We start from the raw sequence: 16,095 nt of genomic DNA, 5'->3' as shown, positions 1-16,095 counted from the left end.
CCCGCGGCCCGCCGACCACGCCGACCACGCGGCCCACCGATCACCCCCGGCCGAGCACCGCCAGCATCCGGGCGACCGCCGTCGGCCACGGGAACTGCTCGGCCCGGCTGCGCGCCGCGTGCCGTCGCCGATCCGGGTGCAGCGCCAGCACATCGGTCACCGCGTGCGCGAACGAGGCGGGATCGTTGTCCGCCACCGCGCCGCAATCGGCCGTGACCATATCCGCCAGCGCCGACGACCGGCTCGCCACCACCGGCGTACCGGCGGCCAGCGCCTCCAGCGCCGCCAGCCCGAAGGTCTCGTGCGGGCCGGGTGCCAGCGAGACGTCCGCACTGGCCAGCAGGGTCGCCAGCGCCGTCCGATCCGCGACGAAGCCGGTGAAGTGCACGGCCGGTCGCCCGTCCGACAGCGGCGTGAGTGCCCGTGCCCGGCGCTGCAGCGCGTCGCGTCGCGGCCCGTCGCCGACCACGATCAGGCGCGCGTCGGTCCCGTCGCGGCGCAGCATGTCCAGCGCCTCGATGCTGCGATCCACCCGCTTCTCCACCGACAACCGGCCGCAGTGCACCAGCAGCGGATGATCGGTACCGCCGAGTTCGGCGCGCAGCGAGCCGTCGCGGCGGTGCGGATTGAACATGTCGAGATCCACGCCCAGCGGTACCAGCGCCGCATTGGGCGCGTCGATGCGCTGGAACTCCTCCCGCGCGAATTCGGTGGTACAGACCACGATGTCGTAGTCCTGCGCGGTCCGGCGGTTGGCCGCGTCGGCGGCGCGGCGGGCCAGCGGACCGGGCAGCACCTGTCCGAGCAGCCTGTCCAGCCGCTCGTGGGAGATCATCAGCCCGGTCACGTCCCGCTGCCGGGCCCATCGCCCGAAGCCGCGCAACGTCAGCCGGTCCGAGACCTCCAGCACGTCGGGCCGCAGCCCGGCGAGCACGTCCGCCACCCGGCGCGGATTCGCGGCCCGGTATCCGCCGGTCCCGGGGATGGCGATGGCCGGCACGGTGATCCGGACCACCCCGGTGTCGAGCACCTGCTCCGAGCGCTTGGCACCCGGAACGATCAGCACCACCTCGTGCCCGGCCGCGGCATAACCCGAGCCGAGATGATGCAGCGCGGTGCGAAGTCCGCCCGAACGCGGACCGTAGAAATTCGCGAGCTGCACGATGCGCACACGGACGAATGGTGCAAGGCAACCGAACCCGGCGGGTCAACGGCGCATGAATTCCCGTGGAAAGCTCACCGACCAGAAGGTTCGCGGCCGGGTACTACACCTTGGGCGCGCGCGACATACCGGGCAGTTCGAGGTCGAGCGGGATCCGCCCGGCGGCCAGATGCACCTCGACCTCGTCGGCCGGCAGCGGCCGCGCGATCAGGAAGCCCTGTGCCCGATAGCATCCCAGCCCGACCAGCGTCCGGGCCGCGACCGCGGTCTCCACCCCCTCGCCGACCACCCCGAGGCCGAACGAACCCGCAAGTCCGACAATGGATTTCACGATGGCGAGATCGTCCGGATTGGCGCCGAGACGCTGCACGAACCCGCGGTCGATCTTCACCGCGTCCACCGGCAGCGCCTTCAGATGCGACAGCGAGGAGTAGCCGGTGCCGAAATCGTCGATGGCGATCTGCACACCCATCCGCTTCAGCCCGCGCAGCGTGACCTTGGTGCGGGCGAGGTCCTGCACCACGACGTGCTCGGTGATCTCCAGGCACACCGAACTGCCGTCGATATCGTGACGCCGCAGGATGTCCTCGATGTTCTCCACGAAGTCGAGACTGACCAGCTGCACCGGCGACACGTTGATCCGGATCACCACATTGGAGGCCAGCCCGTGCCGCCGCCACTGCGCGAACTGCGCACACGCGGTGCGGATCACCCAGCGACCGAGTTCGCCGGCCAGATTGGTGGCCTCCGCGACCTGCACGAACGCCCCCGGGGGTAGTAGGCCGCGGGTCGGGTGCTGCCAGCGCACCAGCGCCTCCAGCGCGACGATCCGGCCGGTCCGCAGATCGACCTCGGGCTGGTAGTGCAACACCAGCGAGCCGTCGGCGACCGCGCCGCGCAGGTTCAGCTCCACATCGTCCTGCAGCTCGAACTCCGCGCGCATGGCGTCGGTGAACACCGCCACCCCGTTGCCGCCGCGGGACTTCGCGGACAGCAGCGCGTGGTCGGCGCGGCGCAGGACGTCGGCGACGGTGGTCTCCCCCGGGCTGCCGACCGCCACACCGACGCTGGCGCCGCGGCTCACCGACTCCCCGCCCACGGTGACCCGCCGCCCGATCAGCTGCTGCATCCGGGTCGCCTCGAGTTCGGCGGCGACGGCGTCCATCGGCTTGGCCGGCACGATGACGAATTCGTCGCCGCCGAGCCGCGCGATCATGTCGTTCGGATCGAGGTGCTCCCGCAACCGCGCGGACAGGGTGCGGATGAAATTGTCGCCCGCGGTATGGCCGAGGAAGTCGTTGAGCGCCTTCAACCGGTCCAGGTCCAGGAAGAACGCCGCCACCGGCCCGGGACTGCCCGCCTGCAGCCGGTCCTCCATGTACATCAGCAACGCGCGCCGATTCGCCAGGCCGGTCAGATCGTCGTGCATGGCGATGTAGCGCAGCCGTTCCTCGGCCACCACCCGCGCCTGCAACTGGGCGAACAGCGCCGCGATGGCCTTGAGGACGTTGAGCTCGCGGGTACTCCACGCCCGGTCACCGGCCTTGATGAAGCCGAGGACACCCGTGGACTCGCCGCGCGACAGCAGCGGCACCGCCGCCGAGGTCACATTCGGGATACCGGTGGCCCGGCGGATCGTCGCCTGATAATCCACATCGGCCGAGGTGATCAGGAACGGCTCGGTGGCGTGCTCCAGCGCCTTGAAGACCGAATCGGCGTCCTCGAAATAGATGGTCTGCAGCGGATCCGGATCCGGAACCTCGACCCGGCGCGGCCACTCCGCGACGAGTACCGTCGCTCTGCGGTCCCGATCGGTGTGCCGGAGATAGCTGAAGTCGACGTCGAAGTACTCGATCAGCAGGGCCAGCACCCGCTCGGTCGCCGCGACCATGGTGGAGGCGTCGACTCCCATGAGCTCGGAGGCGACCTCCGTCACCAGTGAATCGAGCGTACGCCGAGGCACTCTGTCTCCGATCACGCTAGCCGCTGTGGTGCCACAACCGCAGACGCCGCAAACTACGAACGGAAGCCGCTGCTGCCGCGTAGCTCAGGCGAAGCACCAATGCCATGGTCTCATGCTCGGGCACTCCCAGTAGATCGTTGAAACCGCTCTGGAGTGAGGTCAGTGTAACGGCGAAGTCCGACGAGATCGCGGTCAGTTCGCTGGGGCGTCGTGCATAGAGGAACACCGGCGACATCGGCTGCACCGCCAGACCCAGCCGCCCGGCCGCGATCCACAGCCGCTGCACGGCCGCGCCGCCCGCTGCGTAGGCCCGCAGATCATCCTCCTGACCGGGCTTCGGCACGGTGACCGCGATGATCGCGGCGGAGGAGGCCATCCGGTCCCGGGTGTAGTCGCCGAGCGCAGCGCCGGCGTTCCAGGAATGCAGTTCGGCGAGGATGTCCGAACGTTTGCCGAGCTCCAGTGCGGCCTGTTCGTCGGGGGCCAGTTCGAGGCTGCGTACGTCGATGCCGGTCCGCAGGTCCTCCTCGGGCCAGCGCAGTTCGGCGAACATCTGCTGATGCAGGTGCGGGGTGAGATAGCGAATCCGATCCGACTCGGCCAGCAACTCCGCGACCGCGGCGATCTCGTCCCGGGCGGTGACCGCGTGCACGCGACCGCCCTCGGCCGCCGCCGCGGCGGACAGTTCGGCGAGCACCGCCGGGGCCAGCGGCACGCCGGTGCCCAGCTGCCGGTTGGTCTCGCGATGCAGCGCGCCGGAATAGTCGGCGGCCAGTTCCGGGTCGTCGCCGTCGCCGAAGCGCAGCACCGCCGTCAGCGGCGCGCCGGCCTCGGTGATCAGCCGATGCGGTCCCAGCAGGCCGTGCGCGGCGGCCGCGACCCGCGCGTTGTAGAGGGCCGCCCCGACGGCGACCGCGCTGCCGCGGTATCCGACGTCCATCGTCACCGACAGCACCGGATCCAGCGTCACGGTGAGTTCGTCCGCATCCGCGTGCAGCGTCCACGGCTGCACATTGCCGCCGGAGGGGGCGCGCTGCGCGCACGCCAGGACCCGGGCCACCGGGGTGCCCGCATCCGGTTCGGCCGGCGCCTCGAACACCTCCGCGGAATCGAGCGCGGCCGGCGTGGCCGTCTCGTCCAGCAGCCGCTCCACATCGATGCGGACCCGGCCCGACGGCAGCTTGCCCCCCAGCCCGATCCGCCGGACGGCGTGCACCACGTTGCCGCTGCCGGCCAGCACCTCGCTGCCCAGCTGCGGCCAGCTCACCAATGTGTGGTCGACCTCGGCCATACTCGCGCCCATCCGGGCCGAGATCTCCTTCGGATCCAGGATGCGCACCACGTACGGCGCCTTGTCACGGCTGGACAGCCCGCGCAGATCGGCCGCGGAGATCTCCCCCATCAGGCCGTGCAGCGGCAGCCGATCCGGTTCCAGGTCGAAACGCTCGATGTCGAGCAGGCCGCGGTCGCTGGTGTCCATCAGCACCGGAATGCGGTGGCGGCGTGCGCTTTCCCGCACCAGCACCTTGATATCCAGCGAATCGCATTCCTCGACGAGGATCGACAATCCGCCCACGAACTCGTCCACGGTGGCCGCGTCCACCCCGGCCTCGAAGATTTCCACGGTGAGATACGGGTCGAGTTCGGCAATTCGACGGGCGGTCACCACCGCCTTGTTCACACCGATGTCGAAGACGGTCGCCGGAATTCGATTCAGATTGGACAATTCGATGGTGTCGAAATCGGCCAGGCGTAACCGCCCGCAAACCCCCTCCAGCGCCAGCGCGTAGGCGACGGAGTGCCCGACGCTCTGCCCGACGACGCCGATCGACAGCGTGCGCAGCCGTTGCTGTTCGATCGCCGTGAGCTTGTTGCGGTTGCGGTCGAGCCGGACCGCGTGGAAATCGGGCGCCGCGAGCAGCCCGACCAGCCGTTCCCGCCACGGGTAGTACACCCAGCGGCCGGCCTCGTCCGCCGCCGGCTGCCCGGAACGCGCCGCGATCCGGGCGAATTCGGCATGCAGCACCGGCCGCAGGTCGGTGACCTCGATATCGAGGCGGCCCCGCAGCTCGGCGAGCGTGCGCGCGTCGGTGGGATCGGTTTCGTCCAGGATCGAGGGCCGGTACGGCGCGTACCGGTGGGGTGGGGTCGCCATCTCAGCAACGACCTCCGCGATCGAACCGATCGCCGGAATTCAACCCCAGCGAACGCCACTCTTCCTGCAACAACTCGTATTGCGCCGTGGTGGCGTGGATCCGGTACGACTGTGCGTCCCACAGCACGGGGACGGTGCGATAGCGATCGTCGGGATATGAGACGGACGACACCTCCGACATCGCCACCCCGCCGGCCGTGCGATGCCGGTCCACGGTGAACGACGCCACCGTGCAGAATCCGTACGGAACACCTAACAGCAACGGGCCGTGCGCGATACAGCGCGAAACGGCCGCCGCGAGCGCGCCGCGTCCCCGGTGCTCGCGCGCCACCCAGGCGCCACGCGCCTCCACCATGCCCTGCCGGATTCGCTCCGCGACCACTCGCCGCAGGTAGGCGCCACCGGGCTGATCCGCCCATGGCCGCAGCGAATCGACCTCGCCGACCTGGAGATACGGGCCCTGCAGCCGGACCCCCGCGACCACCGTGCCGTCCGGATCCACCGCGGCGAAGAACAGCGAGGTGGTCAGTCCCTCCCGGGTCTGTTCGATGTCGAGCGCGCGCTCCACCCCGTAGTGCCGATAGGCGCGCAGCGCACCGTCGAGATAGCCCGCCCACAGATCGGGGCGGGACGAGACGGTGGCGACGTGAAAGATGCACCCCGACTTCGCATCCCGGAAGCTGCTCGCCTCTGGACCGGGATTCGCCGCCTGGTCGACCGCCATCGTATCGACAGTCATAATGATTTCCTACTCTGTAACTCGCGCGGGCACATGCCCACCCGGACCCGGCCGACCGACCACCGAGGCCGGATTCGTATGCGGGTCGCCTAGGCAGTATCCGCCATTCCGCTGGCGTTGACCAGATGTCCGGCAAATATTCCGAAACCTCGCCGTGGAACGCAGATTTCAGCAAGACCACGGCGCGGTGGCCTACAACCGGACAGAATGTTAAGACCAGTCGGTTCCAGAGTGGTTACCGGGGGGCTACCTAAATGAGAATGGAGATGAGCAACTCCACCGCGGAGACGCCCCGCCAGATCTCGATCTCCTCGCGATAGGCCCGGGTGATCTCGGCGGACGCGGTCGCATCGTCGACCTGAGCCCAGACGTCCTCCACCGGATCGTGGTAGTCGCCGTTGGGCTCGAACCGGGCGTAGACGCCCTTGGGTACCCGGCTCAGTACGTCACCCACCGGCACCGTGTCCGGCGACGCGTAGTCGTACCCGATAAGCACGTTGTAGTTCCCCGCCGGATCCGGCACGTACACGGTGTACAGCGGCCGTCCCGCCTCCGTACCACCGTGGTCGCTCGGCTCCGTACCACCCTGGTCGCTCAGCACCGTACCGCCGCGGTCGCGCAGCCGGTCGCGCAGGAACTCGATGAGTTCCCCGTTGCTGACCTTGAAACTCGGCCGCACCCGTGGCACCACCAGCCCGCCGAACACGGTCTCCGCACGCACCACGATGGAGTAGGTCATCGCGGCTCGACCGCCAGATACAGGTCGATCCGATAGGCGTGCGGGTAGAACTCGAAGTCACCGGTGAAGCTCCGGCGGATCTGCCGATGCTCCTCGGCATAGGAGATCTGGGTCCACAGATCGGTCATGATCTCCGGGAAGTTACCCACCGAGGAGAATCGCGCATAGGTCCCCTTCGGCAGCCGAGCCACGATATGCCCCCGCGTGACCTCGTCGAACGAGGCACACTCGTACCCCACGATCTGGGTGTTGTACGTGCTCAGATCGGCCGACCAGTCGGTGTAGGCGGTCGCCAGCGGACCCCCGAGTTCCTGATGCAGCACCGCCGCCCAGGCGGCCTCGAGATCGTGATCCCGCAGCTCCCCGAGTGGCCGCTTGGGGCTCCGCACCGGCAGACCGGCCACCCAGGTCTCGTCTCGCTCGATGATCTCGAACTGCATGGAAGGACTCTCTCGCACGAATCGTGTCGGCTGCGCGCAATGCGTCGCCACCTCGCTCGCCTGCCGTCCGGCCGGAACCGCAATGCTACCAACCCGCGCCGACCGCCATGGCCGACAATCGCCAGGTCGATCGCACCCGAAACACCGAACTCCCCACGAGACGCCATCGCACGTGCCGATGACCACACAGACCCTCGGAAAGCCCCAGAGCGAACAAACAGCTACCGAATACCGCCTGTAACGGACATCGTAAGCGCACCCTCCCAGCACCCCTCCCGCTCCCCCTCGAAGATTTCTGTGATCGAATTCTCACCGTGGCCCGCACCCTCGCCGAGCTGGCGACGGCACTGATCGACTGCCGCGCCTGTCCCCGCCTGGTCTCCTGGCGCGAACAGGTGGCCCACGAGAAGCGTGCCGCCTTCCGCGACCAGACCTACTGGGGCCGCCCGGTCCCCGGCTTCGGCCCCCCGGACGCCCGCATCCTCATCGTCGGCCTGGCCCCCGCCGCGCACGGCGCCAACCGCACCGGCCGCATGTTCACCGGCGACCGCAGCGGCGAGGTCCTCTACGCCGCCCTGCACGCCGTAGGCCTGGCCAACCAGCCCACCGCCACCGCGATAGACGACGGCCTGCAATTATTCGGCACCCGCATCACCTCCCCCGTCCACTGCGCCCCACCCGACAACAAACCCACCCCCACCGAACGCGACACCTGCCGCCACTGGCTGGTCGACGAACTCCACTTCCTGACCCCCACCCTCCGCGCGGTGGTGGTCCTGGGCGCCTTCGGCTGGCAGGCCCTCCTCCCCGTCCTCGCCGCCGCCAGCTGGACCGTCCCCCGCCCCCGCCCCACCTTCACCCACGGCGCCCACCACACCCTCCAACCGACAACCCCCCTCCACTCCCCGCTACACCTGTTCGGCTGCTACCACGTCAGCCAGCAGAACACCTTCACCGGCCGCCTCACCCCCCAGATGGTGGAACAGGTCCTCCTCCAGGCCAAGACCGCAGCAAACCTCCCCTGACCAGCCGATTCGGAGTCTCCCCAACCAACCTGCTACAGTTCTCCCGCGTGGTTCGGCAACGTTCCACACGGGGCTATAGCGCAGTTGGTAGCGCGTCTCGTTCGCATCGAGAAGGTCAGGGGTTCGATTCCCCTTAGCTCCACCGCAGCAGTCTTACTCGAACCAGTGACTTTCATGGCACCGGGACGAGTGAGATTGCTTTTACTGTTTCGTCTCCGCCTCGATCGGCCACCGTCCCACTCCGACGACTGGTTACGTACGGCCTTCGTTACCTCATGAGCCGTCACGGGTTGAGGCCGCTTCCAGACAGCGGAGAGACCACCCGGGGCGCCGCCGACGCCATGCCACGGCGATGCTAGTCCGCTGACCAGGTCAGCTACTCGAATCGCGACTTCGGCGGAGCCTGGTGCTCCATGTTGTTGGGATCGGTAGCGAAGCGGCCCCTTGTTTACTACGACGACGCCAACGAGGCGGCCCCGGAACAAGGGAATACGAGATGAACACCAGCCACAGCATGGGCGAACCGGCTGCATCGCGCCAGTTCGTGGCGCACCCCCCGTTCTGGGGCTCGAGAATGGCCTCTCTGACGACATTCGCGTGGCGGAAAAACCCCGTCGGGTCTTACCTGATCATGGTGGTCGCGATTCTCGCGTTCACTGCCGTCCTGGGCGGGCTGTACATGGGCGTGCAGATGTATATCTACCGTAGTTCGGGCGGGTCGAGCGCTCTCGCCGAGATCATGGACAAGGTTATCCGTTACGGTTTCACGGCTGTCCTTCTGAGCGGTGTCGGCGGCTGGTACTGGTGGTCTCAACGGTCCGGAAACGGAAAGTTTTTCGTCGCCGTCACGCGCGATGCCCTGACTGTCAGCAAGCGGCCGGGTGATGTTTATCCGTTCAGCGACGCAAAGCTGGGTGTGTGGGGGATATCCGGCGGCATGACGATGGGTACGACGCTGCACCTGCACTGCGGTCAGCGCCGCTTCGTTCTGGGCGGGCGAGATTATCGCGTTGCCGCCGGAACACAGCTCGACGCGCCCGACGCCGGCTACGGCCTGCCGATGGACGTCGACGCCTGGGTGGCGGGCACGGACTTCGGTGAGATTCTCGCCCTGGCCGGCCGCCGGAGTAACCGGAGTCCGTTGGATGCAAGCACGTCTGCCCCGGCGGGACCGACTCGTTGCCTGCTGTTTCCCAGCCCCCTGTCGATCCAACAGATGGGTTCCTTTGCATTCCGACGGAAACAACAACTCCTGCGATCGGTCGACCAACCTCACCTGGCCATCGACGTGGACACCGATGCGATCCGGGTGATCGACCCCGACACCGATGCGCTGATTGCCTCGGCGCAGGTGGCGCAGGTGACCGCGACACCGGAAACCTACCGATACCGACACGGGTCGCCGCGGTTCTCGGGCGGATCGGTCGACCGAATCGCAGGCCGGGTACTCGAGCGAAGCATGGCCTCGTCGCTGTCCACGACACCCGTCCTGGTCGTGTGCATTCCTGGTGCGCGACCGCTGACCATCGGATGTCGTGACACCGTCGGAGGTTTGGACCAGCGGTTTTCCTGGCCGCGCGACGTGCGGCAGCGCGTGAATGAACCCCCGGACTTTTCGGTCTCGGGGGCGGATTGGCTGACGCTCGTCGAGAAATTCGGCTTGACCTCGCAGCTGGAAGACAAAACCAGACAGCCGCGGTGCAGACACTGATCGCCGTCGATGCCGAGCGATATGCTCAGCACCAAGTTCGCTGGAGGACTGGATCTTTCGTCGCTGCAGGCGCCGATTGGGCTGTCGGAAACTGAGATCCATGGTTGGATCGGCACAGTGTCGATGACGTCAGGAACTTCGAGTACCCGTATCGGCATCGGGGTGGGCAGAACTTCTCTCGAAGTCGCACCCGGTAACCGCGTCTCGTCCCCGGCGGGCTGCGTCGCCCTAGGAGTGTGAGCACGATGCCTCCGCACCGACTGGGGCGTGTTACGGCAGGACTGAGACGGCCGCAGTCGATTCCGCCGACCTCGCCCGAACCCGAGCCGACCCCGGAAGACTTCAGCGGCCACCTCGGTCGGTTGGTGCAGGCCGGCGGCAGGGTTGCCGCGTGGGACGGATGGTTGAAGATCGGCGCAGTTGTCACCGCAATCGGCGTGCTGGTCGGCTTCTATTTCACAAGTAACAGCTTCCGGGAAACGACCAGACAGAACGAAATTTCGAGACAGGCGCAGATCACGGACAGATTCACGAAGGCAGTCCAGGCTCTGGACAGCCCCGGCGAGAACGTCCGAATCGGTGGGATCTATTCACTGGAGCAACTCGCCAAAGATTCCGTGGAGGTACGAATTACCATCATCGAGGTTCTGGCTGCCTTCATCCGTGGAAAAACACGAATCAACGACGGACGATGCGATACGGGTACGCCGGTCACCGACGACGTTCAAGCCGCGATCACCGCGATCGGGCGCCGTTCGTTCGACGAAGCTCCGCTGGTCATCAACCTGACGGACACCTGCCTTCCCGACGTAGACCTTTCGAGTGCCGACCTACTGGGAGTGAGTTTCGGTGGATCCAACCTGGCCCGGGCGGACCTGAATTGGGCCCGTTTGTTCCACCAACGCGACTACGCATCCACTCCGCAGGTCACGACATTCATGAGTACCGATCTGACGGGTGCGCTGATACAGAACACCGATCTCAGCGGCACATTCTTCGACCATGATATCTTGACCGGAGCGATATTCGACAGTTCGAACCTCACCGGTGCTCATTTTCTGACCTCCGTCCTGGACAGGGCACGGTTTCTCCAGGCCGATCTGACAAGGACCTGCTTCGAGGAGAGCAGCCTCCTCGGAAGCGAATTCGGCAACGGGTACGACAAAGACGATGCATTACATATCGGAGCGGCACGTTTCATCGCGGACAGGCATACCGGCACCGAGTGGCCGCGTGGCTTCGTTCCCCGGTCGACGATAGATGCCGCAGCCGACGAGATCTCTTGCTAGATACCGTCTCCCGAACCACATGAAGTCCGCAACACGCTTCGGCCCTCAGTCCGGCTCGGCGGGAGCGGTGACGACCACGTCCAGCATCGCCCGCAGACGGCGGGTCAGGTCGTCGGGATCGGCGTGGACGAGGGCCGTGCTGCCGATCATCTTGCGCATGAGCCAGAAGCCGGCGATGAGGGAATGGGCCAGCATTGCGCGTTCGTCGGCGTCCGGGCCCTCCAGTTGGTCGCTCAGATATCGCGCGGCGTGTTTTTCGATTCCGGCGCGGACTATTTCCGCTGCTTTGGGGTTGGCCGCGGAGCGGAGCATCAGGAGGAAGGGGTCCAGGTGTTCCGATTCCGGGGCGGTTCGTTCGACGAGGCGGGTGGCGATGCCCTGGGAGAGGGTGGCGACGTGGTCCGGTAGCACCGTGCGGGGCGCGAATGCGGTGTCGACTGCTTCGGCGAACAGCTGTTCCTTCGAGCCGAAGTAGCGGTTGACCAGCATTGCCGTCACTCCGGCGGATTGTGCGATCTCGCGCACGCCTACGCCGTCGTACCCATGTTTCGTGAAGGCGATCACCGCGGATCGGAGGATGGCCTCCCGGGTGGCGGCGGCGTTCCGTGGTCGCTTGTGCGGCGTGCCGCCGTCGGGCTCCTGGCTCACGGGGAACAGCGTAGCGCATTGTCTACGTTTGTAGACTTCATGGTCGAGTAAGTCTACAGTCGTAGATATCGCGTCGTGCCGGATGTCCTGTGAGACCCGGAAGCCTCGTCCCGACTGCGGCAGATCGCGCTCGGGGGCACACGACATCGGATGAAGAGGAGTTGGAGATGGAACTGAATCTGAGCGGGAAGCGCGCTCTGGTGACCGGATCGAGTTCCGGGCTGGGTGAGGCTACCGCCCGGATGCTGGCTGCCGAGGGGGCTGCGGTCATCGTTCATGGGCGTGATGAGGCTCGTGCCGGTCGGGTTGCCGCTGCTATCCGGGAGGCCGGCGGGATCGCGACGGTGGCGCTCGGGGACCTCGCCACCGATGCCGGGGCGGACGATGTCGCGGGTGTCGCGCTCGCTGGTGGGCCGGTCGACATCCTGGTCAACAATGCGGGCTTCTATCGCCACTTGTCGTGGACCGATGCGACGGCGGCGGAGTGGTTGTCGACCTACGACACCAATGTCGTGTCGGGGGTGCGCATGATTCAGCGCCTCGTTCCGCAGATGCGCGAACGCAATTGGGGTCGGGTGGTCACCGTCGGTGGCGGACTCGCGTTGCAGCCGATGAACACTCATCCCCAGTACAACGCGACGCTGGCGGCGCGGCACAACCTCGCGGTCTCGCTCGCCAGGGAGTTGAAGGACACCGGGGTCACCTCCAATGTCGTTTCGCCAGGGGCGATCCTGGTGGAGGCGACCAAGGAGTTGGTTATCGGTATCGGTCCGGCTCGCGGGTGGGGTGACAGCTGGGAAGAGATTCTGCCCAATGCGGTGAATTCGCTGATTCCCAACGACCGTGGGCGTTTCGGGCGGCCCGAGGAGATCGCCGCGGCGATCGCTTATCTGTGCAGCGACTATGCCGAATACGTGAGCGGCGCGACGATCCGGGTCGACGGCGGGCTCATCAGGAGTGCCTTCTAGCGCCGATCTGCTTGTCCCCGTGGTGGTTTCGGTCACCCGCCGGAGACCCTCCGTGATCGTCGCGGTGAGCTGCCCCCGAGTACGACCCATGAGTGCAGTCGATAAAGCTGGAACAAGGTCGACGAGGTGGCCAGCACGGCGAAAGAGACGGCCGGCCGGGCCCGGGTACCGGGCCCGCCCGCATCGTGCTTCTACACAGTCGAACGGAAACCTTCGGACAGCGCGGTAGGGTCGCAGTCGTCACCGTATGTTCCGGCGTCGCCGTCCGGCGCGGCGACTCGGATTGCCTGCCGGGGCCCGGGGTAGAACGTGCCGAGGGTGAACATGCGATTGCCGCCGGAAGGGGCCCGATGGTCGAGACACTCCGTGTGTCGGGTGGCGGTTCGGCGCGGTGACGCCCCCGCATCCCGTTGTCGCCGAGTTCCTCGCCGTGCTCGCGGAATCGGCGGGCGACGCGACGCCGGCCGGGCTGTGCCGCGCGTGTGTGGCGGTGCTGCCGGTGGCGCGTGCGGCGATCGTGGTGCATGCCGACTCGGACGGGTGGGAGTTGTTGTGCGCCAGTGACGAGATCGCGGCCCGAGTCGAAGCGGTTCAGGCCACCGTGGGCGACGGTCCCGCCGTCGACGCGATCGCCGGCGGCGCACCGGTTCTGGTCCCGGACCTCACCACGACCGGATCCAGCCGCTGGCCCGCACTGCTCGACGCCCTCGGTCGTGACGCCCCGAGCGCGGTGTTCGCATTCCCGCTGCAATTGGGGGCCATCCGGCTGGGGGTGCTGGACCTGTATCGCGAGGCCCCGCAACGACTGTCGAGCCAGGACATCACGTCGATGACCCTGGTGGCCCATCTGGTTACCATGACCTTGTTGAACGAGGCCGGCCGAGACGGGGATCCGGGGTGGGAACTGTCGCCGGACGCACAGGCCATCCATCAAGCCACCGGAATGGTGGTGGCACAGCTCGGAGTGCCCGCCCGAGAAGCCTATGTGCGGTTACAAGGGCACGCGTTCGCCCACGGCCTGCTGCTCAGCGAGGTCGCCGCGGATGTCGTCGCGCGCAGGCTGCGACTGTCGCCGAACGGACACGACACACGTTGAGGCCCCCTACCGAGGTGGACAGAGAACAGGGACGAAGGGAACAGGACACCATGGATGCTCGGGAAGGTCCGCTCACACGGGCGTTCGTTCGGCTGGCCGACACCCTGGTCGCCGACTACGACGCGATCGAGCTGTGCCAGCAGCTCGTCGATGATTGCGTCGAGCTGTTGCACGCCACCGCCGCGGGACTGTTGCTCGGCGATCACCACGACAGCCTGCGGGTGCTGGCCTCCACCAGCGAACAGACCCGCCTGATGGAGTTGTTCCAGCTGCAGGCCGATGCCGGGCCGTGCCTGGACGCGTACCACACCGGCAATCAGGTCGTCGTCGACGACCTGACCGCCGCTCGAGCGGCGCGATGGCCGGTGTTCGGCGACCGGATGCTCGCCGAGGGATTCCGCGCCGTCTACGCGGTGCCGTTGCGGCTGCGAGAACAGCGGATCGGCGCGCTGAACCTGTTCTGCACCCAGGTCGGTGCGCTGTCGCCCGAGGACGTGGCGGTCGGGCAGGCGCTGGCCGACGTGGCGACGATCGGAATTCTGCATCAACGTGTGTCGCTCGGCACGAGAGCATCAACGAGCAATTACAGAGCGCGCTCAACAGCCGCATCATCCTCGAACAGGCCAAAGGTGTTCTCGCCGAACGCGGTGGCCTGGACATGGAGCAGGCCTTCATCATGCTCCGTACGTACGCCCGCAACACCAACACCCGTCTGGCCGAGGCCGCTCGCGCCATCGTGGACGGCACCGTCGACACGAAGGGTCTACTGTCGGCCGCCCAACCCGACCCCCCGGGTCCTACCGGGTAGCCGCCGCGTCGCCGTCACCGGACGTCGACGCGGCGACCGAAGACTCCGGTGGGCGCAGGTCGACGTCTCGCGGCGGCCGCGCGATCGTTCCGCCACGCCGCCGGCGCGGCGCGGTGTCGAGGACCTCATCGGTTCGAAGGCCGAACAATGTGGTCCGGATCTTCCGCGCGGCCCGGTGCGCATCGTCGATCGCCTCGGACACTCGCCGCAGCTCCCCACCGGATCCGTTGTGTGGCACCACATCCCGTAGCAAGGCGGTGGCCGCGACCAGTCGCTGCATCATCTCGCGCACAACGCGGTCACGCGCACCTGGCAACCGCAACGAGGACGGTCCGGCCGAACCTCTTCTACCGAAAGCCGAACGCGCACAGCGTCGCCGAGGTCTGGAGCAACGGTTCTCACCGTACCCGACCACCCCCAGAACGACAGCCCGAGATCGGCTGCGCCGCCATCGAATCGGTGGACGCGCTCGGGTGCGCAATCCCGCGGCGTGTCGGAGGTCGGCACGCGCGGTGGGTGGCGCTGCGAGCTTCGCGCAACGCACCATGGGTACGTCCACGACCAGGAGAGGAACACCATGGATGCTCGGGAAGGCCCGCTCACCCGGGCGTTCGTCCACCTGATCGACACCCTGGTCGCGGATTACGACTCGATCGATCTGTGTCAGCAGTTGGTCGACGACTGCGTGGAGTTGCTGCACGCGAGCGCGGCCGGGCTACTGCTGAGCGACAACACCAGCCTGCGCGTGCTGGCCGCCACCAGCGAACAGACCCGACTGATGGAACTGTTCCAGCTACAGGCCGATGCCGGGCCGTGTCTGGACGCGTACCGCACCGGTGCCCGGATCGTCGTCGACGATCTGACCGAGCAGGCTGCACGATGGCCGGTGTTCGGCGACCGGATGCTCCGCGAGGGGTTCCGTGCGGTGTACGCGGTGCCGCTGCGGCTGCGCGAACAGCGGATCGGCGCGCTGAACCTGTTCTGCGGACAGCCGGGTGCCCTGTCGCCGGCGGATGTGTCCGTCGGGCAGGCGCTGGCGGATGTGGCCACGATCGGGATCCTGCATCAGCGTGTGATCGCGCGTCAGGAGATCGTCAGCGAGCAACTGCAGACCGCGCTCAACAGCCGCATCATCATCGAACAGGCCAAAGGGGTACTCGCCGAACGCGGCGGCCTCGACATGGGACAGGCCTTCACGATGCTGCGCGCATACGCCCGCAACACCAACACCCGCCTCGCCGTACTGGCCCGCGCAATCGTCGAGGGCACCTTCGACACCACCGCCCTGCTGCGCGCCTCCTCGCCGGGCGCGCAGCGGTAGCACCTCGCGAGTTCGGCGAGCAGCGGCATGA

The 16,095-nt window shown here is 67.3% G+C and carries 14 protein-coding genes, 1 tRNA gene and 1 pseudogene; 9 read left to right on the top strand and 7 right to left on the bottom strand.

Going from position 1 to position 16,095, the window contains the following annotated elements:
- Positions 1 to 40: 40 nt before the first annotated feature.
- From G361_RS0140475 to G361_RS0140450, 6 genes are all read right to left on the bottom strand, one after another.
- Positions 41 to 1,171, bottom strand: a complete 1,131-nt coding sequence (locus G361_RS0140475; RefSeq protein WP_019932867.1) for a glycosyltransferase — start codon at positions 1,169 to 1,171, stop codon at positions 41 to 43.
- 94 nt (positions 1,172 to 1,265) lie between these two features.
- Positions 1,266 to 3,098 carry a bifunctional diguanylate cyclase/phosphodiesterase gene (locus G361_RS0140470; protein ID WP_019932866.1) on the bottom strand — a complete coding sequence of 611 codons (1,833 nt, stop codon included), beginning with the start codon at positions 3,096 to 3,098 and terminating at the stop codon, positions 1,266 to 1,268.
- 43 nt (positions 3,099 to 3,141) lie between these two features.
- Positions 3,142 to 5,280 carry an Rv1355c family protein gene (locus G361_RS0140465; RefSeq protein ID WP_019932865.1) on the bottom strand — a complete coding sequence of 713 codons (2,139 nt, stop codon included), beginning with the start codon at positions 5,278 to 5,280 and terminating at the stop codon, positions 3,142 to 3,144.
- 1 nt (position 5,281) lies between these two features.
- Complete coding sequence (locus G361_RS0140460; protein ID WP_026344102.1) at positions 5,282 to 6,019, bottom strand: hypothetical protein; 738 nt, start codon at positions 6,017 to 6,019, stop codon at positions 5,282 to 5,284.
- 250 nt (positions 6,020 to 6,269) lie between these two features.
- Positions 6,270 to 6,758, bottom strand: a complete 489-nt coding sequence (locus G361_RS0140455; protein WP_019932863.1) for an effector binding domain-containing protein — start codon at positions 6,756 to 6,758, stop codon at positions 6,270 to 6,272.
- Positions 6,755 to 7,198: a GyrI-like domain-containing protein gene (locus G361_RS0140450; RefSeq protein WP_019932862.1), complete on the bottom strand. Its 444-nt coding sequence runs from the start codon at positions 7,196 to 7,198 to the stop codon at positions 6,755 to 6,757. Before G361_RS0140450 ends, G361_RS0140455 begins: the two co-directional genes overlap by 4 nt.
- A 314-nt stretch (positions 7,199 to 7,512) precedes the next feature.
- Between G361_RS0140450 and G361_RS0140445 the strand changes: the two genes are divergently transcribed.
- The 4 genes from G361_RS0140445 to G361_RS47625 all read left to right on the top strand — a co-directional run bounded on the left by G361_RS0140445 (position 7,513) and on the right by G361_RS47625 (position 11,223).
- Complete coding sequence (locus tag G361_RS0140445) at positions 7,513 to 8,223, top strand: uracil-DNA glycosylase family protein (RefSeq protein WP_019932861.1); 711 nt, start codon at positions 7,513 to 7,515, stop codon at positions 8,221 to 8,223.
- Between the two features lie 69 nt (positions 8,224 to 8,292).
- Positions 8,293 to 8,365 (top strand) — tRNA-Ala (locus G361_RS0140440).
- A 354-nt stretch (positions 8,366 to 8,719) separates the two neighbouring features.
- A complete protein-coding gene (locus G361_RS0140435) occupies positions 8,720 to 9,934 on the top strand; it encodes a hypothetical protein (RefSeq protein ID WP_026344100.1) in 1,215 nt (404 codons plus the stop codon).
- A 245-nt stretch (positions 9,935 to 10,179) separates the two neighbouring features.
- Positions 10,180 to 11,223 carry a pentapeptide repeat-containing protein gene (locus G361_RS47625; RefSeq protein WP_081635798.1) on the top strand — a complete coding sequence of 348 codons (1,044 nt, stop codon included), beginning with the start codon at positions 10,180 to 10,182 and terminating at the stop codon, positions 11,221 to 11,223.
- Between the two features lie 45 nt (positions 11,224 to 11,268).
- Here the strand turns inward: G361_RS47625 and G361_RS0140425 are convergent, their stop codons facing one another.
- Positions 11,269 to 11,871, bottom strand: a complete 603-nt coding sequence (locus G361_RS0140425; RefSeq protein ID WP_019932858.1) for a TetR/AcrR family transcriptional regulator — start codon at positions 11,869 to 11,871, stop codon at positions 11,269 to 11,271.
- A gap of 167 nt (positions 11,872 to 12,038) precedes the next feature.
- Here G361_RS0140425 and G361_RS0140420 point away from each other — a divergent pair, with 167 nt between their 5' ends.
- The 5 genes and pseudogenes from G361_RS0140420 to G361_RS0140395 all read left to right on the top strand — a co-directional run bounded on the left by G361_RS0140420 (position 12,039) and on the right by G361_RS0140395 (position 16,064).
- A complete protein-coding gene (locus tag G361_RS0140420) occupies positions 12,039 to 12,839 on the top strand; it encodes an SDR family NAD(P)-dependent oxidoreductase (RefSeq protein WP_019932857.1) in 801 nt (266 codons plus the stop codon).
- Positions 12,840 to 13,230: 391 nt separating this feature from the next.
- Complete coding sequence (locus G361_RS46410) at positions 13,231 to 13,935, top strand: GAF and ANTAR domain-containing protein (RefSeq protein ID WP_019932855.1); 705 nt, start codon at positions 13,231 to 13,233, stop codon at positions 13,933 to 13,935.
- Between the two features lie 50 nt (positions 13,936 to 13,985).
- Positions 13,986 to 14,417 (top strand): annotated as a pseudogene (locus tag G361_RS51355) (GAF domain-containing protein); the annotation flags it as partial.
- The gene (locus G361_RS51350; RefSeq protein ID WP_231387267.1) at positions 14,330 to 14,743 is read left to right on the top strand and encodes an ANTAR domain-containing protein; all 414 of its coding nucleotides are present in this window, start codon (positions 14,330 to 14,332) and stop codon (positions 14,741 to 14,743) included. The pseudogene G361_RS51355 and the gene G361_RS51350, both read left to right, overlap by 88 nt.
- A 577-nt stretch (positions 14,744 to 15,320) precedes the next feature.
- Complete coding sequence (locus G361_RS0140395; protein WP_019932854.1) at positions 15,321 to 16,064, top strand: GAF and ANTAR domain-containing protein; 744 nt, start codon at positions 15,321 to 15,323, stop codon at positions 16,062 to 16,064.
- The last annotated feature ends 31 nt before the right edge of the window (positions 16,065 to 16,095 follow it).

It is taken from the genome of Nocardia sp. BMG111209 (assembly GCF_000381925.1).
Lineage (GTDB): Bacteria > Actinomycetota > Actinomycetes > Mycobacteriales > Mycobacteriaceae > Nocardia.
The sequence above is the reverse complement of the archived record's forward strand: the minus strand, read 5'-3'. Positions and strand labels throughout refer to the sequence as shown.